Consider the following 19,835-nt stretch of genomic DNA (forward strand, 5'->3'; position numbering starts at 1 on the left):
AATGGGGATGGTCTTTTATCCGTTCATGACTATGGAATTGCTTATGAACCTGCTGAGACGCTGGCTTTGTCCGGTGCGCTGTCTGATGTTGCTCCTTGTTCTGTGCTGCGCCGCCGCTGCGGCAAAGCCGCCGTCCCCGCTCCCCGCGGAGACCCGGCAAACCCGCTTTCTAGCTTTGTCGGATATTCATTTCGATCCGTTTGTCTCTTGCGGCTATACGAAACCTTGTCCGCTGATCGAAAAGCTGCGGCGTGCGCCTTCGGTGCAATGGGCAGGGATATTCGCCGAATTCGATACTCATCCGGCAAAATACGGTGAAGACACAAATTACCCTTTATTGACATCGGCGCTCGCTGCGTCCCGGCACGCCGCGGAAAAGTCAGGGGCTAAATTTGTAATGGTTCTGGGTGATTCACTGGGGCACAACTTTCGTTCCGATTATAAAAAATATTCTGGTGACACCAGTTACAGCGGGTTTCAGGCTTTCACGCTCAAGACATTTGAGTTTTTAACAGCCCAGCTGGTTGCTGCATTTCCAAATCTGAATATTTATATTGCGGTGGGAAACAATGATTCTTATCGGGGTGATTATGTTACCCAGCCTGGCGGGAGCTTTTTTAGGGATGTTTCTTTGCTCTGGTCCAGGCTGCTTTCTGAACCAGCTGACCGCAAGACCATGCGGGCGCAGTTTCCACGCGCGGGCTATTATGCCGTGACCTTGTCTGGCCAGCGGGATTTGCGGTTGATCATCCTCAATACCAATCTGTTTTCATCCAAGGCCAAAGGTCAGGGGATAAGTCAGGCCGCGCGGGCAGAGCTCGACTGGCTGCATGAACAATTGCTGCAGGCAAAAAACAGGGGCCAGCATGTGCTTGTCGCCATGCATATTCCCGAGGGTGTGGATGTGTACGCAACCTTGCGCACGCGGTTGATTCGCCTGATTTCCTTATGGAAGAATGAGTATATCCAGCGCTTTCAGGCGGAGCTGAGCCAGTTTGCGCCGCAGATTTCCGGCATATTTGCCGGTCATTTGCATTCAGACTGGTTCCAGGTTCTGACCTTTCCGAATGGTCATGAGGTGCCTGTTACGGGCGTTCCCTCGATCAGTCCTGTTTACGGTAATAATCCCGGCTTTAAAATCTATTCTTATTCAAATGCCACATTACAGATAGCTGATTACACGACTTATTATTTTCCCTTGAATGGCGGGCAATCGTGGCTCAGGGAGTATGATTTCAAGCGCACCTATGCGCAGAATTGTCATCAATGCCCGGTTGTTGACGGCATGAACCGTTTGCGGCCGCGCGGTATATTAGCCGATTATTATAAATCCTATTATGCGCTTCAAACCAAAAGCCAGCCTATCACCACGCAGTGGAATCCGTATTACTGGTGCGCCATCCATCATGTGAAGCCGGAGGATTACATGCAATGCCTGAATTAATTCTCGGTAAAATAAACGGCTAGCAGTCAATTTTTAATGGATTGCTTTAGCGGTCGCCGTTCCGGGCTCATCTGTGCACTCCGGCTCCTTGCCTTCTTGTCCGCCTCAAATGACAAACTTGTAATTATTCAGTCATCTTCGTGTTGATAACCGCTTTGTAGAATGATCATAAAATTCATCCATCAAATTACGATGGTGCGGACGGTTAATATCAGCGGGGATGATAATATGAGAAGTCATGCTTATGTGAAAGTTGAAGAACGTATAAACATTCTGATTTATAAAAATAATGCTTACGTCGGCGATGAATTGAGAGCTTTCATTAATGAAAGGCTAGATGAAATCAACCGTGCGTGCGACGTCATCAGCCTGGATGAAGAGAAAATTCAAAAAGTTCAGGAATACTTCATGTCGCAGCTGGAAAATATTGCTTTTATGCGCGCTTATCTGGCAAAAACATTCAGAGTCCAAAGCCGGCATGGGAGTGAGGTTGACAGGGAAGCGTTCCGGCAGTTTATTTACAAAGCCGTGCCTGCTCTCAAAAAGCCAGAAACATTCGTTTACGAAGCGCTGGGACTTCAAGACAGAAAAAATGAAATTGTTCGTCAGATAGCGGAAGTAAAAAAGGAAATGAATCAATACAGCGGCAGTAACAAGAAGCCGATCCTGATGCAGTTTAATCAGGCTATGGACGATTTGCTGCGGTCAATTCCACAAAAAACATATTTTGAAGTGGTGGCAGAAGCCAGGGATAAAGTGAAGGATGCGCTTGAGAGGGCGCAATCCGCGGAAAACCAGCATTATGCGGGTATGAGGTTTTTTGCCTCCTGCAGAAAGTCAAACAGCAGTATGCAGCCTTGCATCAATAATGCGAAAGAAATACTCGAAGCCATGATCTCGGTTGATAGCGCGCTGAGCCATGAAGTACAAAAACCAAAGAGAAATAATCTGACAATGCGTTATTAATAATGACTCAAGGCGGATAAAACAATCCCTCGCTGGAATTTTAGGCGGGGGCGGATGCCGGGTTATCCGCCTTGTTTCTAAGATATAAGCGCATGCCGTCATGCTGGATTCAATGCGGATGTGTGTCTGGCCGTTTGAGTTCTTCCCTGGCCTGATGATTGACATAGGAAGTGGTATCAGTCATGTTTAATTGCTTGTCGATAAGGGTTTTTATTAGGCCGGGATCCACGTCAAATAACATGCTTTTTTTCGATGATTCTCTGTAAATTCTGGAGTAGTCGAGAGTGTGCAAGTCGGTGACAAAATGATTAAGTATTTTTAACGATGTTAGTGTGGTCATGTTTTCCTTCTCACATATCTTCAGTATTTCATCTTTCTTGTCCCGGATGTAAGACCGCAAAGCGCTTGCAGTGTATGCATTCACTTTACTCAGCAAGGCCGCAGTTTCACGATCAAATTTATCGAATTCACCTTGGATGCTGTCGCTGTGTTTGACATGTTCCATGTATCGGTTATACACATCCGCATCTAGTTGTAAAAACACCGTGAGCATATGATAAAATGGCGCATCTCTATTAGTATTGCCCGCTTCCACGAGCGCGTATTTTTTCAAGGTGTCTGCCAGGGCATGATAATCAAGCTCATTCAGGCGCGCCGCCGGCGGCATGACAAATTTCATGATATTGTCATGCAAGTCCTTGTTGCGGGCGATGTAATCCAGAATTTCATTTTTTCGTCTGTGTAACATGTTTTTCTGGTTGTCATAGATAGTGTCTTTGGCAATGCTCTTGATCATGCCGGAGGGGGTGCTGACAACTACCGGGTGCGGCGCAAAAAGGGATGGGGTGGTGTGAGCTGCGAGAACGCCTGCGCTTTGCGCCAGATGCAGGGCATCTTCCCTGGAAAAACAGACGATTGCCTGGGACGTGTCCAGTTTGTTCAGTTTGATATCGTCAGGCGATTGGAACGAGACCAGCCAGATGTTTGCATGCTCAGCATCGGGACGATCCGAGTGATTGAATAAGATATCGTCTTTTGCCCCGAAAGCATGTCCGTGCCGGGGTTTCATGATATCGGATTTGTAGTATTCCTCTTCCTGCATTTGCATATGGATTTTTTGTTGCATCAGGACATGGCTGTAATTGACGGGTCTGTTATGATGATGATGTTGCGCGGCCAGAAATGTCAGAGTGAAATTGGTGGCAATGTCAAACAAGGTCAAGCCCAATGACGCTAACTTGCCTGTTATATCCAGACTGGTTTCGCTGGCCAAAGGCAATCCCTTCGTCACGGGATAATGTTTTGCGGGCACCTGCGCCTTGTAAATAAAAACGCCATTATTCTGAATGACATCATCGCTGGAGAAGGTGACTGAGCCTGATGAGGTTGATCTTATATCCATAAGTTTTCCCTCGTTTTTCTTCTTATTAATATTATAATTCTTCTGGTGTTGAATTGCTTGTCGCCGCACGTGGCGTGCATGTCCGGATTGTTCGATATGGCTATGAAATATTATCTATAAGTAATTGAAATGATAAATTTCTTTCAGGCATGAGTTCGTGATGAACATGCCGGATTCGCAATGATTTGTTCTTTTTAAGCCGGGATTGACACGGCTGTTAGCGGGATTGCATCCATCAATCTCGGCTGCCCTTGTTCATGCCGCCATGATTGCTTCACAAATTCATGGCATGGCCAGATTTCACACATAAGATCCGGAATCTTTCCTCGAACACTGCCATTTAAGCAAACCTTAAGTTCAAAAGAGGAGGATTTAAGAGTGGGAAGGATAAATGGAATGTGCATGACAACTAAAAGGAGTTTAGTGCTATGACCTTTCGAAATCCGCTTGGAAGTATCTCGGCTCTCAGTCTGGCTGCCAACCCGGCCGCATTGCCTGTCATCGCCACCGCTGCGGGTGTGGCTGTCACCGTGGCCGCCGCGACCTATACATATAAGGCATATAAACAGTATGAGGAAAAAAAGCATAGGGAAGCTATTGAAGCGATCAATCATTTGCATGAAAAACATTTGGCCCGCATTTTTATCCCTGACAATCATGAAATCAAGGGGTTTCCGCCCATATTCAAATTGGATCCTGACAAGCCGTCAAGCACGGTAGACTCCATGCATTTTACAGATGATCAAGTTGAAGATATCGGTAAATCCATGCCCAGGTGTACGGATATCATCTTGTCTAACTATCGTGAGTCCGTACTCAATGCCATGCTGAAGCTGAAGGAATATTATTTTAGCCGCGACGATCACAAAGACATTACAGCAGGTGTGATTTCCTATCTGCTTTATATTCTCGAATCAAAATGCCTGAACTTTGAAGGTTATGATTATGATATCGCTTACCTCGATGCGATCACCAATTTCATCAATGCGTACGCCTCTATGCAGGATCGCGAAAACACCCAGCATTTCAGCCGCCTAAACCCGGTTTATGCCTATCTGCTTACGGCGCAGCAGGAATTGGAGAGGCATCGTGACGCATTGTCACTGGAAGGAATGGTGACTGAGCTGCGGGAAGCCTGCATTTCACATACCAGCCAGCTGGTTCGCAGTTTTGCCAAACTGGTCGTGAAAGAGAAGGATTGGAATCTTGTCAAAATGGTTACCATGGATGAGCTTACGCAGGGGCTTTTGAGACGCAAATACATACACTCGGAAATCAAGGGCCTGGTATTGAGATCGGATTCCGAAAAGCATGTTCCGGATTCCCCGTTCAAGAACTGGGTGATTTCTCTTGCGAATTACTACCTGCATACACTGGATCCGGACACGCGCCTGGGCTGCGGTGAGGTCATACCGCCTGATCGGCTGTTTGTTCTGCCGGAATTGCAGCGTCTTGAGTATCTCAGGGGGGCGTCGCTCAAATTCAATTCAGACGAATCAAAAGAGCTGCGGCTGCTTGAAGAGCAAATGGAAAGTATTCGAACCCAATTCAGGAAATGTAAAAATTTTATCACGACACGTTTGGATGCCAGGACAATTAACACAACACCAAAGTTTATTCCGGTTGACACTGACGCGGATCTATATAACCGGTCAAAAATACTGGCACAATTCGCGGCATTGATACACCAGACAATTTCCATTCAGTATTTGAGCACGCATTTGCTGAAAAGCATCAAACAACTGGGTGAAATTTATGTCAAGAACCCTTTGCATTTCAGCCGGATTTTCAATGTCCTTGGATTGTTATGCAAACAGGTAAAAAATAGCGTTGACGCCGTGAAGGAATCATTCACGCGCATACAAAAGATGAATAGAAATGCAATGCAGCTGGAAGACCAGGAATTGTTTCCGGAGCAGATCAAGGCTATTCTTGATTCCACTTACGCTATCATTTCCCGTCTAGACAAACGTATCAAGGAGTACCGAGACCGTGTTCCAAAAAACAAACAGGAACCAACGGTTGAATCGGTGAAACACGAGATGTTTGAAGTTGCGGGCCTGCTGGCGCAGATTTATCACATGCAGCCCGAAGCGGTGCGAAATAGCGAACAAAATATTTTGCCATTCATGAAGACGGCGGCAATTGTTCAGGGCAAAAAAGCAGCTTTTCCAGCGCGCCATGCTGCGGATGCGCAATGCAAGCCGACGGAAACGCCAGGGATTGACGGACAGGCCATCGCGGCAGATGCAGCGCCCGTGCTTTCCTCTTCAGCCAGAAAACCTTCTCAGAGTGCGCAAGCGCCGCTGGTGACAGATGCTGATATTGACAGGGAGTTAATGAGGATAGAGCGTCATTTACAGGCCGATTTCTCATCCGGGCAGCGGGCGGATTCCGGTCAGGCAATGGAAAAAAGCGCGCCTATCACCAGACTGGCGAAGGTTAATCTTATACTCCGCGAAATCAGCAATCGTATTCTGGAAATCCAGCGGATGGAGGCGCCGCAGGAAAGTCAATCAACCGCGCGGCAAGAGTTTAATGCTGAAATATCCGCGTATACGCAACTGTGTGATTCCTTGAAATCAATGCGAGAATATTTTTCATTCAAACTGAATGAAGATCATGCGGCTGAAGATGAGCGCATCCAAATTGACAGGAAACTTGATGCCATGCTGGATATGGGAGAGCGCGTGCTTGCTTTTCTCAAACTTCAAAAATCACAACGCGTGGCGCAAGCGAGGATGATGCCGGCTGTCATGGAGATGCCGCTGCGGGAGCTTGGCGGTCTGTCCTGGCATGTTCAGGATGCGTCTAGTACACGCCCTTCACAGTCCGTAGCGGATGTGAGCATATTTGCGAGGGATTCACATCGGCCTCTTTTATCGCCTAAAGCGGCTTGTGAGCTCATCGCAGCGGTTCTGGGAGGAGACCAGTCCAATCCCGCGCCCAGCGCATTATGAAACAGCTTCCGGAGACCGGGTGTGAAACCTGGCTGGGCCGGAATATCAGGTTTCACACATCTCTTGCGGGCTTTTTTACTTGACGCGTGACGGGGGGATTTGTGCTAGATTATCTGATGGCTGCTGCTCGAGTCGAGCCGGAACTTCAACGGCTTTTTCATCAGCGGCCGGTGATGAATGTCAAACTCAGATAAATGAGGTGCACATGGAAAGACGACACATGAAAAATGCAGTTGCCATTGCGGCTGCCTTATGTATGCTCCCGGCGGCTGTGTATGCGAAAACATCCGGTGGTCTTTATATGAATGGACAGTGGGATCCGGCTTGCAGTCAATGCTGGCCTACGCCCAGAACGGACAAAAACAATCATTGCAAGCCTTCTGATTGCGCGGTCCAGGGATATTATCATTGCCAGCAGCAAAATCCCCCGCTTTCCGTGGATGATGATCCCAGGTTGATATCACTGATCAAGTCTGGACAATGTACTTATGTTTCCCGGGAAAACCTGAGCGCAGGTGAAATCAGTTATCTCAACAGTATGAAGCTGTGTACGCAGGTGCTGGATAAAATGGCGGGGCGCTTCACGCTGCCTGCGAATCCCGCGGACGCTTCAAAACTCAAGGTTGATTTTTATCTGACGCATTTTAAAGCTTCGATTCTGGGCAGTGCTTATGCGCAGCTGAAGCTCGCCATGGATTACGATATTGGCATGGGCACACAGCAAAACAGAGCCAAGGCGACTGAATTATATCGCGAAGCGGCCAAAAAAGGCCTGCCATTTGCTCAATATGCAATTGCTGCACGTTACGCATATGGCATCACGGTTCCCAAGGATAAAGAACAAGCCATTATGTGGCTGAATAAGGCGTTAACCACAAAACCTGCAACACAGGCGGATAAAAAGGCGCGAGACATGGTTGAGCCCTGCGCGATTAAGCTCATAGAAAGGCTGACCCCCACCTGATTCCATCTCATTTCATGCCGCGCCTGGCTGATCCGTGGAAGCGCGCCGGGCGCGGCATGATGCCTGGCTGCGCGTCTGTTTGGGCCAGTCATACCTGATTATTAGATTTTGCCATTATATTTCAATTAGATAGATTGAAAAAAACTGGCTGGCCTTTTTCTGGGGTAAAATGAAAGCATGAATGACAGGGAGGATAGACTTTGCCCCGCATCCATTGTTCATTATTATTACCCGCCACTGTCAGTATATTTTTCTCGTCAACTGCTTACGCCCAGGTCATTGAAATCAGCGGTTCGCCATTTGATACGGAAGGCGCCCCGGTTCCCGCATGGGTTCAGAGTCATGCGGAAAAAGCGGTGGTTGTTTATCCAAGACAACATATGTGGGGTGCATACAATGCTTCCGGAAAACTGGTGCGTTGGGGCATCGCCACGGCGGGCGCGGATGATTGTCCCGACACAGACAGTTCTTGCCGGACAAAAACCGGGGAATTTCGCGTTTATTCGCTTGGTAACAGCAACTGTGTGTCAAACAAATACGACGATGCGCCTATGCCTTATTGCATGTATTTTAATGGCGGGCAGGCATTGCACGGATCATCGGACATCCAGTTCCGTAATGCCAGTCATGGCTGTGTCAGGCTGCACATCGATGACGCGAAATGGCTGCGCTATCATTTTGTTGAGGGTCCCTCACTGGCCAATCAGTATCGCGGCACCAGAGTTATCGTCATGCCTTACGAGTGACAGAGTCCTGGCCGCATTGCGCGATTGACGCTGGTTCAAGCAGACGTTTTCATTAAGATTTCCTTAATGTTTCTATGTTAACTCATAAATATTCAGTGAATGGATTTAAGATCCTTTTAATAATAATACGTCAAAATGGTTTGTACATATTTTGATCATAGGGGTGGTGTATGGCATTGAACAGCCTGCGTAACAATGAAGCTAAACCACTGGCATCAGGTTCTCTTGATATTGAGGCAAACGACGACGCAGACGAAGGCTTTGTCCTTGTCGATAGCGGCGAAGATTTGCATGAAGAGGATTTTGAAATCATTGAGTCTCATCCTCCTTATTCTTTGCCGTTAGCGCAGATTTCCTATGATGAATCTGATCAGGGACTGGGAAATTCATCTCATCGGGTTGTTTGTGGAAATAACCCAAAAGATCAAAGCGTGCATTTTTTGAAATTCAATGATAATGAAGCGATGTTATATTGCGAATCCTTCATGGGCCATCTTTACAGTATGTCGCTGTTGTACGGGGTGACTCGCTGTTATGTCCGTTATGATGAAAACGATAAACCTGTTGCCCTGAGTTCACTCGAAATTCCAAATTTCAACACTTTCAAGCACAAGGATTCGCAGTTGACACAAGAGTCATTAAAGGATCCGGCATATCGAACCCGGTTTATCCGTCTGCTTGCTGTCTTGTTCCGCATGCATGAAGACGATGCGCACTGCGGGAATATCACCACTGATTTGCAAATATTCGATGCTGATTGCGCGTTTTGGGATGTGACATGCAAAGTCAAAGGCGGCCGCCCCAATGTGGATAATGTCTTGCCAGGGCACCTGATCAGCCGCGATCCGGAAACGGCGTTTCAACTTCATGAGCAGGATATTATACACTTTCCCAATATTACACACGCGAAGCCATGGTATTTTCCCAGTCTTGACGCGGTCGCAACAGCTTATTTCAGCAATAATCCTTTTACACCCCAGGAAACAGCTTTGGTAAAAAAACTGGAGACCTGTCCGGAAACCCTGGACATCTGCTTTTACGAATTTCTGGACTGGATGCTGGATATTTCGCAGCGGTTCAGGCCTCTGGCGCAATTGACCATTCCCGGCAAGCTGACTGTGAAGGGTGAGAATGTCATTAAGATGTATTGCGCGAAAAATGACATGATCAATTGTGAATACTGGGCGGTCTTGCCCAAGATGCCGTTGTTTCATGATTTTCTCAAAAGAAATTCAGACCGGGTGATTCATGAGATTCTGGTTCGATGCCATATACGCAATATGCGGCTGATAGCGGATAAAAAAAACGCGGCGGTCCGCCATGAGGCGTTTGACAACGCGGTCATTGATCCTGGAAGAGTCATTTTCATGTACAATGAATTGGTTCACGCCGTCAAGCGATCCCAGCTTATGACTTTTTCATTTGCCAGTTTTTCCATTTTCGGATCCGTATTTGCCCGCTCAGAAGAAGATATTGCTGTGATTGATGAAGGCAAGGCAAAAGAGCTGACTGAGAAATCATACGTCGTCGCACTGAAAATGATGGAGCAGGAAGCGGAATTCGGGACAGCCTGCTGGAGCAGATTCACGCAGGTTTCCCAGGCTGAAACATCCAAAGTTGCCGCCGCCAAGTCCACCGTCACAAAAGTGTGACCCTTTTTGCCGGCATGATATATTGCTGATGAAACATATCCATTCACGATGTTGAAAAGGGAGTGCTGAAAATATGCGGTCAGGAATGCTTGCACAAATCAAGATGGTTTCGAGCATTCTAGGAAAGTTCCGTTTCGATGAGGCCGTTCCCGTCAAGGAAGACGCGATAAGATGTCTTGACATGCGGGATCGCAAATGTCCGTCCGCAAGCGAATTGATAAGAGAAATCTATGATCAGATTATAACGCTCAGGTCCATCATCGATAACAAGCATGGTATTTCATCATTTGTCACAGAGATAGACGGTGACAAGCCGGTATGGGTGCGGTATGTGGATATGGTCATCGTCGACCAGGCTCCTTATCTTGAAAAAAACATTGAAGCCCTGAATTATCTTCGCCTGTTTTATGCATACCTGCTCGCAGCTCTCGCGCTTTGCCGCATTTATCAGATTGATCAAAACGCTTGTTTGCAGGCGGTCATGCATGTCAAGCAAATCATTACGGATTCATTTTTTGAAATGATGGCGGTTGCGGATGACGCAAGGTTATTGCGTATTCTGTCGGAAGGAAAGAGTCTGCTTATCAATGTCGTTCACGCCTTTGCGGATCAGCTGGACATCAATTTCATCAATTCAGCGCTTGACCAGGCAAAAGACTGGGCAGCGCTGGAGAGACCTTCCATGCGGGTGTGCACCATCATCAAGACAGAAAGCGATCTCAAATGTGTGCGAATGATCATTCTTGATGAGCCGTGCAGCGAGCTGACCGCCGACCAGACAATGTTATTCGATAAGTTGGATGACCAGAAGTGGTTTAATGAATTATCCGATTTTAACAGGAAGCTTGTACGATATCACAAAGGTGCGATCCTGTCTGGTAAGTGCGTCATTCCCAGCCAGCTAAGAGCAGTGATCCCGCTATGCAAAAACTCTTATCAGCAGACGGTCTTCGCTCAGTCCGGAACAGCCAAGCCAGAAATTATCAATTCCTATTTTCATTCGGCTACAGCGGCATACCTGAGTCACAAGGATGAAGAGACCGCGCAGACAATGACATATCTGAATATGCTGCAGCAACAACGACTATGTCAGGCAGATGCCATGGTCATGATTTGCCTGAATAGTGACTTGGGCGACAGATGGCTAAAAACTTATGAATGGATAAACAGACGAAATTACACGGCCGACGACAGCCGCAGCATCAAACTGACTGAATCAGCTTCCTCGCGCCTGACTGACAGGCGGGTATTTTTTGCCAAGATATGTTTAAATTATTTCAGGATGATTGAATATAATAATTATTCGGGAATTCGCAGTCTGACGGAGATTATCAAGGCCAACACGGGCAAACTGGATGCGTCTCACCCTGACGTGGCTCGTGTTCTGAGCATGGTTGAGCAGGTTGAAAAACTGCAAGGTCAATTCACCCCGCTTGATTTATATGTCAAGGGCCTGGATATTATTCACTTTCTTACGCAGGCCGCCACCTTGAATAACCAGCTTGCATCGCAATTCGCGGATAAATCCCTGCAGACCGTCGCTGTCTGGTTTGGTTGCGCGAGCGGGGAAAACCGAACCGGCATTACTTATTATCATGATTTGTGCCGGACAATGCTGGAATATTTCGCCAGGTCTCAAGAGGTGTCATTGTCTGATGAATTTCAATTGCGTATTTTCCAGCTTGTGGCCAAGTCGCAACATGTGCTCTTGATGACCGGCAACCAGGGTAACACGTTTGGCACGGAAGGCATTCGCAGCAAGTCTAGCGGTTCGTTCAAGTCATTACATGATGTCTGCCACCTGGCGACAAAGTCCTCGGATATCAAGGTGCTCACGGCGGAAGACTACAATTATAATCAGGTGCTGGCAAGGCTGTCAGATATCTTGTCTGAAGCAGAAATGAATGGCAGGTGCAAATCGCTGATTCCGCTCGTCAGGCTCTTTCTGGTTCATGCTGAAGAGAAGCGCGCAGCTTATGTGTTCATGCCGGAGCACGAACGCTCTCTGTATAATGAAATTTTGGTCTGCATGGAGCGGCTTCTCTCTCAATCATGCAGTTCCCGCGCTCTGGCGCTCATGGAGAAAGCTCAACAAAGCCTGGCGGAAGTGTCTGCGCCAGGCGCGCTTGCCGGACAGAATACACTGCTGTCTAAAATTATTGTCGAAGCGCGTATCATCAGTCAGGCAAGCCAATCCGCTCAATTGTCTAAACTGGGTGTGTTCAAGGAAGGCAGCGACACAGCAGAGCAAAAGCCTGCAAATCCGAACTTAAAACTGGCTACGCATTAGCGATGATGGATTGTCAAGTCTTACAGGATGTCCCTGATATAATTATTTGACAGCGCATAACTTCACGTATTTGTCATTCGCCTGTATAATTCCTGCATTCAGGTTATGAATCAGGGATGATGCAATGCTGGAACCGGAGTGTTCAAAAGCCCGCGCCGTCAGCTTTCTATGTTCGCTGGGATTGTTTATTGCGGGATATGTTTTTTACAGCTCTTCATTGATTCAGGCGTTTTATGCGGCCGAATTCACTTTGTCAAACTGGCAAATCGGTATCGCGCAATCGGCGGTTCCGCTAGGCGCGGTGACGGGGGCGGTGCTGGCTGGCCGACTGGCGGATTTATTCGGCCGGCATCGCTTGCTGGTCTGGAATTTTCTGATGCTGGTCTTGGTCAGTCTGTCAGGCAGTTTGATTTTTGACTATTCCTCCCTGTTGATCGTGCGCCTGTTAGATGGTTGTCTCGCGGGAACACTGTATCCCTTGTGCGCAGCGTATCTGACTGAAATGACGCCGGCTGCTGCGCTGGCACGTCAATCGGCTGTCTTGATGTTTATTAACTGCCTCGCGGCGCCGGCCGCTTGTATCGTGGCAATCCTGTTGTCCTGTGTCTGTCGGGATCCGGTATTGTGGCGGGTAATGATAGCCAGTCTTGCTGTGCCGTCACTGGCCGCCTATATCTGGTCAACTTTGCTGCCCGAGAGTCAGCAGTGGCTTTATGCTGAAAATTCGCGAATAACATCAAGTCACCAAACTGGCGAGGCAGGGAGGTCGTTGTTCGACGGCGCCAGGATTTTATTCAGTCCTGATTATCGCAGCGTTACCCTGTGCCTGTTGGGGGCGTGGTTTCTTATGGATGTGGCATATTACGGCATCAATTTTTTTGTTCCCTATTTACTCCAGGCGATGCAGATCAATACACTCCAGAACCATTTCGCCCTATCCTATCATCCCTTATTAAGCAGCGGCACGGTCTGGGGGACGCTGATTATCAATCTGTTTTTTGCATTAGGCGCCCTGGCGGCCATATTTGTTATCGAAAAAGTGGATCTGATAAGATTGCAAAAATTTGGGTTTTTCTGGGCCGGCATCAGCCTGTTTTTGCTGGCGGGATATTTTTATACTGATTTGCGCCTGGACTCCATCATCATTATTTTGTTTGTCGTATTCAATTTCGCGATTAATCTGGGCCCTGATGTGACAACTTACCTGCTTTCCGCGACTTCGTATCCCGTTGAAATCCGCGGCTCCGGTCACGGTCTGATTGCAGGATTTGCGAAATTCGGGTCTTTCCTCGGTGTTCTGCTGCTGCCATGGCTGCAGGATCTGTGGGGGTATCAGGCAGTCATCCTGCTTTTATCGGTTTTTCTGTTTATGGCTTATATGATGACTGTCAGTTTCGCCAGAGTGATTTCGGCAGAATACAAAAAAATGGAGGCAGAAATTATCTATGAAACAAATTGAAGCGGTGATTTTTGATTGGGCCGGCACAACGGTCGATTATGGCTGCATGGCGCCCATTCATGCGATGAAAAATGCTTTTTCCGCCCGCAACCTGGATGTCGGGCTTGATGAGATACGCAAACCCATGGGCATGCTCAAGATCGATCATATAACAGCCATCATGGATTTGAAGCAGGTTCGCGATGATTTTAATTTGTTATATGGCAGGCTCCCTGAACGGCATGACATTGAAACAATCTATCAGCAATTTGAAAAAAATATTTTTTCAACGCTGCATCAACATACCGGTCTTATCAATGGTGTTTTGGCGGTCCAGGATTATCTGCGTGCTCACCATATCAAGATAGGTTCAACGACGGGTTATACCCGGGAGATGATTACTATTGTCGCCAATAGCGCGAGAGAGCAAGGCTATAGTCCGGATGCCGTTGTCAGCGCTGATCAAGTCCGCCATGGGCGTCCTTATCCTTACATGTTGCAGCAAAATCTCGCAGTGCTGGAAGTGAAAGATGTCCGCAATGTCATTAAAGTAGGTGATACGCTGGTTGACATCCAGGAAGGCGCAAACGCCGGGTGCCGATCCGTGGGTGTGATTATGGGTGGAAGCATGCTGGGATTGGCAGAAAAAGAGGTGAAGGACATGCCGGCACAAGAGCTGCGTAACAGGGTCAGGCATATCAAATATGAAATGCTTGCGGCCGGAGCTGATCATGTGATTGAAACCATTGACGAACTTCCCAGTCTGATTGAATCAATCCATTTGAAAATAAACGATGCGCTTGCCATGAGGAAAGTTTATGCAGCATGAAGAGATACAAAACCCCTATATCTTGTTGACTCCCGGGCCTCTTTCAACCAGTCCGACCGTGAGAGCTGCAATGAGGTTTGACTCTTGCACATGGGATGAGGATTACAAGGGAGTGGTCATGGAAATTCGCGCACGGTTGCTCGCGGCTGCCGGATGTGATCCATCCAGCCACACGACGGTATTGATGCAAGGAAGCGGCACATTCGGCGTGGAATCTGTGCTGGGTTCTTCGGTGAACAAATCGCGGCATCACATCTTGATTCTGCAAAACGGTGTATATGGCAGGCGCATGACGGATATAGCAAAGGTCTTGTCCTTGCCTCATACGGTGTACGAGGCTCCTGAAAACACTTCTTTCGACAGCACAGTGGTTCATCAAATACTCGAAAACAATCCTTCCATTACGCATGTTGCCATGGTTCATTGCGAAACCACGACCGGTATTCTCAATGACCTGGACACAGTGTCAGATCTCGCGCGCCAGCATGGAAAATATTTTATTGTCGATGCCATGAGCAGTTTCGCCGGCATGGAAATCGACGTCACGCGTCTCAATATGGATTTTCTCATCAGTTCGGCCAATAAATGCATTCAAGGGGTGCCCGGGTTTTCATTTGTCATTTGCAAGCGTGAAACTCTGAATCATTTATGCCGGGACAATTCCAAATCCTTATCGCTGGATTTATTTGCGCAATGGAAGGAGATGGAAGCTGACCCTGGCAAGTGGCGCTACACTTCGCCCACGCACGCTGTGCTGGCCTTCAGGCAGGCGCTGGCGGAGCTTGAGCAGGAAGGCGGAGTGAGGGCAAGAGCGGTGCGATACAGGGAAAACCAGGCATTATTATCGGCCGGCATGACTGAACTGGGTTTTGAAACCTATATCGATCAGGCCTTGCAATCGCCAATCATCACTACATTTCTTGAGCCGGATCGCATTCCGCAAACTACCCGGAAGTTTGAGTTTGCCGGCTTTTATCAGTATTTGAAGGAGAGAGGTTTTGTTATTTATCCTGGCAAGGTGGCAAACCGGAGCTCATTTCGAATTGGCTCTATTGGACACTTGTTTCCAAGTGATGTCCTGCGCTTTGTGGAACAAGTGCGAAGATATATCGCGCAGCACAGATAGCGTTGCACGTACGCGTTACGCAGGACTTTCCTGGTGAAGATTTTTTTTATAGCAGCCAGCCAGGGACAAGGCGGCGACTGCAATCATGCGTTTTCTTATTGTGCACGCCTTGCGTGTTGAATGCCGGAATCTGTAAGCTTATTCCATGCTCAATATCACTTTACCGGAAGTTTGGCGGCTTTCAAGCAAATGCTGTGCTTCCGATGCCTGCGCAAGCGGAAAGACATGGTCAATTTTAAACTTGAGCCAGCCTGCGCGTATAGCGTCTATTACGTCCCTCGAGCGTCGGAGCAAATCTTCCCGGGACTGAATATGATTGAAGAGACTTCCGCCTGACACAGTAATGGATTTGGCTTGTAATGAATTAGGCAGCAAGGGTTCTGCAGGGCCGCTTGCAGAACCAAAAAGAGTTATCCATCCCATGCGGCGGACAGCGTCCAGATCTTTGGTAAAAGTGGTTTTGCCGACGCCGTCAATGATGTAATCTGCGCCTTTTCCATGAGTCAGTTTTAGTGTTTCCGCGACGAAATCCTGTTGCGTGTACAATATGATGTCATGTGCTCCCGCGGCTCTGGCAGTTTCCGCTTTTTCTTCTGTAGAAACGGTTCCTATTACCCGCGCGCCCATATGATTAAGCCATTGCACCAGTAATAATCCCACACCGCCTGCCGCGGCGTGCACCAGCACCGTATCTCCCGCTTTGACGGGATAATAATCGTGCGTGAGATAATGGGCAGTCATCCCTTGCAGCGGAAAAGCCGCTCCCAGTTCAAAACTGATATCATCAGGAAGAGGGATTAATTCTGCTGCCTTAACCAGAATGTATTCAGCGTAAGAACCCACTTGTCCGGTAAACGCAACGCGCGCGCCGGGTTTGATGTCGGTAACGTTGTCGCCTATTGCTTCCACTATGCCCGCGCCTTCGCGTCCGGGAGTGAAAGGAACAGGCAGGGCGACGCGCGGCACGCCCTTGCGCATGTAGATGTCAATGAAGTTCAACCCGGCAGTTTTCAATCGTACCAGCGCTTCACCAGCCCGAGGCTGGGGGACGGGCATTTCCAGCAGCTGCAAGGCATCGGTTTCACCGTATTCCATAATGCGAATGGCTTTCATGTGATATCCTTAATGTTATCTGTTTTTTCAAAGCCTCTCTCGTGCTTCAGTTCGCGGATTGACAGATTGTACGCGTTCAAGGCACTGGAATTATACTCCAGTGTGATGCTCATGCCCAAGGAAATTGCATGCCAAACATCCTGCTAGCGGCGTCTGCTTTCATGTGCGCTGTTCCCGGTTCAAACAAGCGCGAAGTGATTGGGTTTGACAGGTGTCAATGCATTCACGTCGTGAAACTCAAAACTATCTTTTAATCTCCCTGAATTATATTCAACCTGTATCATTTCTTTCAGCTGGGTTGGTTCACGGGCAATGTAAACATGGGTGCCCACCACGTTGATGCCCATCTTCTGTAATTCCCAGCGGATTTTCATGTATTCATAATCCGTATGCTCAGCGGTATCGACGAGCTGCACTTCCTGTATGGCGGCCAGGGATGCGCATAATTTCATTTTTTCTTCATGCTTTAATTCCAGATAGTGGTTTGCGTCGAGAATGCCGACCTTGATTCTGGATTCAAATGTCAGACAAGCTATGCGCATCGAAGTAAAGAATCCGGTCATAGCGTCCAGGGTGGGTGTGGATTCCGGTGGATGTGATGTGGACTCATGCAGGAAATCCAGAATTTTTTCACGCATGCCTTGATCGCCGATCCGGGTATTCGATTGATACAAAGGATGGTCTTTTTTGACAACATAGGTTGTATCCGGATTGAACGTATTTAGAAATTTAAGAAAATCATTGGATGATTTCGGGTTTGGGGGCGGTTCGAACAGGCCGAACAGTTCAGCCAGGGTGATCAGCAGAGCGTGTATGTCGGCGGATTCGCTAAACAGCATTTCATCGTTTGCGACGGAGCCGCCGGTCTTGATATTTCTCCATTGTATGCGCTGGGCAGGCGTCCAGTGCGTAAAGCTTCCTCTGACGCTGCCTGAGCAAATCCCCTTGCTGTCCTTGGGTAGTGAACGCGCAACATCTATCAGCTTTGCACGTTTGCGCGCCATGTCATAAATGATGTTGTCAGGCTTGATATCGCAATGCAACAGAGGATAAGCGGGATGGTGATGCAGGTCTTTTAATGCCTGAATCATATCCAGGGCGATTTGCAGCCAGTAATGGGTTGGCAATACATACTGTGCGCATGTGTTTTTATCCGTAAAATAGTTGACAGGCACGCCTTCTGCGAGGTCCATCAGCATATTCCACTGAATTTCATTTTTATCGGGACGCAGCGAGGTGAGCCGAAATGGATTTTTGACGGCGGAATCTCTTTTTCCTATCGGTTCCTGACTGGTGGATTCTCCTAACAGCAGCAGGTTCTTGTGTTCAGTGGCTGCGGATTGTGTTTTTACCAGGGCAGTTAACATCTCTTGTTCGCTGGTGATTATTTGCGGCGCAACCGGGAGGATTTTCATGGCTCGCCATTTTCCTGTGCGAATATTCTGTACCGCTTTGACTCTTCCGCTGGCACCTTTTCCCAGCAGCCGATAAATGGCATAGAATTCTTTGTCTTTTTGTACGATATTGAAGCGGGCACCTATCATGTTCTTGGCGTACCTGTCATCTTCGCGCTCTATCCGGGATTTGCGGATATTTTCTATGTTTGTCAAGATGGTCGCGACTTCTGTATGTGGTATCAGGGCGCAGTGCTCGGCGTCCGTGATATCGGCAATATCACCCTGCGATGGAAAATACGGAATGGGTTTGACTCTCACAGCAGGCAATCCTGCGGATGATTTTTTATTTTCACTGCCAAATAGAGTGGGGTCGAAGTTGTCACTTCTGTGCATGACGGCCTCCTTTGCGTTATTTTTAATCAGATTATTTAAGTGTTTGAATTATTTAATATTATTATTATACGAATGTCAAAAAAAATTCCATGTCTTGCCTTCTCGTGATGCCTTCTTGTCTTGCGTTCATGGTGTCTTAATGAGCAAAAATAAGGTTAACGTGTTTTTTAACTGGCATTCTTGGTCTTATGGAATTAATATTAAATATATACATTTAGGATGTGATATATGGATGAATCAGCTGATTTAACCCTCAGGATACAATTGGTCAAAAAACAGCCTGTGTTTTCCCAGTTAACGGACAAGGAAACAGAAGAGCTTGCTTCCTTGTTCTCCGAGAAAAAAGTCGCATCGGAACAAACCATTGTCAAGGAAGGGGATCCGGTTGACAGTATTTACCTGATTGCAAGTGGAACCGCTGATGTCAGACATGTCACTATCAAAGATAATGCACCGGTTGTAAATTCGGTTGCGATTTTAAGCTCAGGTGATGCTATTGGCTTGAATGAAACCGGGTTTTACTCTATCAGCGGTAAACGTACGGCGACAGTGGTCGCCATGACGGACATGGTTTTATACCGGCTGAGCGTTGCCGCGTTTCATGGATTTGCCCTGGCTCATTCTCATGTAAGCGATATCATGCATAAACACGCCGAAAATATTCTTAACGAAAAGTTTTGATTCTTGCAGGCCTTGGCCTGGCGCAGCGCCAAGGCTTTCGGTTCGCGCGCCTGTTGCTCCCCATCCTTGATTATTTTTCGATGCATTTGTCGTTCCCGTTGTCTTGAAGAGCTGTTCACCCCTCTCGTCATTCCCGCGTAAGCGGGAATCCATAACCAGAGTTCATGGTTCGAGACGCCGCGCAAGCGCGGCTCCTCAACACGAACGAAAGGTACGCCGCTAGCGCGGCTCCTCGCCACGAACGGAAATCGAATACGCCGCTACTCGCAACTCCTCACCACGAACGGGATTTTCACCACCGTTCGCCCTGAGGAGGCTGCACAGCAGCCGTCTCGAAGGGCGGTTGTTTATTCCTCTTATTCCCGCGCACTTCCTCGTCATCATGCTTTACCGGACGCTGCTGCGCTTACGCGGGAATGACGAAGAGGCAGCGG

Annotated in this window: 14 protein-coding genes; 11 read left to right on the forward strand and 3 right to left on the reverse strand. The window is 47.8% G+C overall.

The genetic code is table 11. The features are described 5' to 3' along the window. Window positions 1-43: 43 nt before the first annotated feature. Window positions 44-1,444: a metallophosphoesterase gene (locus tag AQULUS_RS04830; RefSeq protein WP_172622738.1), complete on the forward strand. Its 1,401-nt coding sequence runs from the start codon at window positions 44-46 to the stop codon at window positions 1,442-1,444. 228 nt (window positions 1,445-1,672) lie between these two features. Further along, complete coding sequence (locus tag AQULUS_RS04835; RefSeq protein ID WP_148338968.1) at window positions 1,673-2,410, forward strand: hypothetical protein; 738 nt, start codon at window positions 1,673-1,675, stop codon at window positions 2,408-2,410. Between the two features lie 109 nt (window positions 2,411-2,519). Here AQULUS_RS04835 and AQULUS_RS04840 read toward each other — a convergent pair whose 3' ends face one another. Further along, on the reverse strand, window positions 2,520-3,812 hold the full coding sequence (locus AQULUS_RS04840) for a hypothetical protein (protein ID WP_148338969.1): 1,293 nt from the start codon (window positions 3,810-3,812) through the stop codon (window positions 2,520-2,522). Between the two features lie 428 nt (window positions 3,813-4,240). Here AQULUS_RS04840 and AQULUS_RS04845 point away from each other — a divergent pair, with 428 nt between their 5' ends. The 8 genes from AQULUS_RS04845 (at window position 4,241) to phnW (ending at window position 15,817) form a co-directional block, all read left to right on the forward strand. Further along, window positions 4,241-6,772: a hypothetical protein gene (locus AQULUS_RS04845; protein ID WP_148338970.1), complete on the forward strand. Its 2,532-nt coding sequence runs from the start codon at window positions 4,241-4,243 to the stop codon at window positions 6,770-6,772. Window positions 6,773-6,977: 205 nt separating this feature from the next. Continuing rightward, the gene (locus AQULUS_RS04850) at window positions 6,978-7,736 is read left to right on the forward strand and encodes a tetratricopeptide repeat protein (protein ID WP_148338971.1); all 759 of its coding nucleotides are present in this window, start codon (window positions 6,978-6,980) and stop codon (window positions 7,734-7,736) included. Between the two features lie 200 nt (window positions 7,737-7,936). Then, entirely contained in the window at window positions 7,937-8,482 is a 546-nt protein-coding gene (locus tag AQULUS_RS04855) for a L,D-transpeptidase (protein ID WP_148338972.1), read from the forward strand. A gap of 170 nt (window positions 8,483-8,652) precedes the next feature. Continuing rightward, window positions 8,653-10,134 (forward strand): hypothetical protein, encoded by a 1,482-nt coding sequence (locus tag AQULUS_RS04860; protein WP_148338973.1) that lies wholly within the window; start codon window positions 8,653-8,655, stop codon window positions 10,132-10,134. A gap of 73 nt (window positions 10,135-10,207) precedes the next feature. Further along, window positions 10,208-12,424 (forward strand): hypothetical protein, encoded by a 2,217-nt coding sequence (locus AQULUS_RS04865; protein ID WP_148338974.1) that lies wholly within the window; start codon window positions 10,208-10,210, stop codon window positions 12,422-12,424. 124 nt (window positions 12,425-12,548) lie between these two features. Beyond that, on the forward strand, window positions 12,549-13,883 hold the full coding sequence (locus AQULUS_RS04870; protein ID WP_148338975.1) for an MFS transporter: 1,335 nt from the start codon (window positions 12,549-12,551) through the stop codon (window positions 13,881-13,883). Further along, window positions 13,870-14,691 (forward strand): phosphonoacetaldehyde hydrolase, encoded by an 822-nt coding sequence (phnX, locus tag AQULUS_RS04875; protein WP_148338976.1) that lies wholly within the window; start codon window positions 13,870-13,872, stop codon window positions 14,689-14,691. Before AQULUS_RS04870 ends, phnX begins: the two co-directional genes overlap by 14 nt. Next, window positions 14,681-15,817 carry a 2-aminoethylphosphonate--pyruvate transaminase gene (gene phnW / locus AQULUS_RS04880; RefSeq protein WP_148338977.1) on the forward strand — a complete coding sequence of 379 codons (1,137 nt, stop codon included), beginning with the start codon at window positions 14,681-14,683 and terminating at the stop codon, window positions 15,815-15,817. Before phnX ends, phnW begins: the two co-directional genes overlap by 11 nt. Window positions 15,818-15,955: 138 nt before the next feature. Here phnW and AQULUS_RS04885 read toward each other — a convergent pair whose 3' ends face one another. Both AQULUS_RS04885 and AQULUS_RS04890 read right to left on the reverse strand, forming a co-directional pair. Next, on the reverse strand, window positions 15,956-16,930 hold the full coding sequence (locus tag AQULUS_RS04885) for a quinone oxidoreductase family protein (protein WP_148338978.1): 975 nt from the start codon (window positions 16,928-16,930) through the stop codon (window positions 15,956-15,958). A gap of 179 nt (window positions 16,931-17,109) precedes the next feature. Continuing rightward, window positions 17,110-18,720 (reverse strand): protein kinase domain-containing protein, encoded by a 1,611-nt coding sequence (locus AQULUS_RS04890; RefSeq protein ID WP_148338979.1) that lies wholly within the window; start codon window positions 18,718-18,720, stop codon window positions 17,110-17,112. A gap of 228 nt (window positions 18,721-18,948) precedes the next feature. On the opposite strand from AQULUS_RS04890, the gene AQULUS_RS04895 reads away from it, so the two are divergent. Next, on the forward strand, window positions 18,949-19,401 hold the full coding sequence (locus AQULUS_RS04895; RefSeq protein ID WP_148338980.1) for a Crp/Fnr family transcriptional regulator: 453 nt from the start codon (window positions 18,949-18,951) through the stop codon (window positions 19,399-19,401). The last annotated feature ends 434 nt before the right edge of the window (window positions 19,402-19,835 follow it).

The organism is Aquicella siphonis, from assembly GCF_902459485.1.
GTDB lineage: Bacteria > Pseudomonadota > Gammaproteobacteria > DSM-16500 > DSM-16500 > Aquicella > Aquicella siphonis.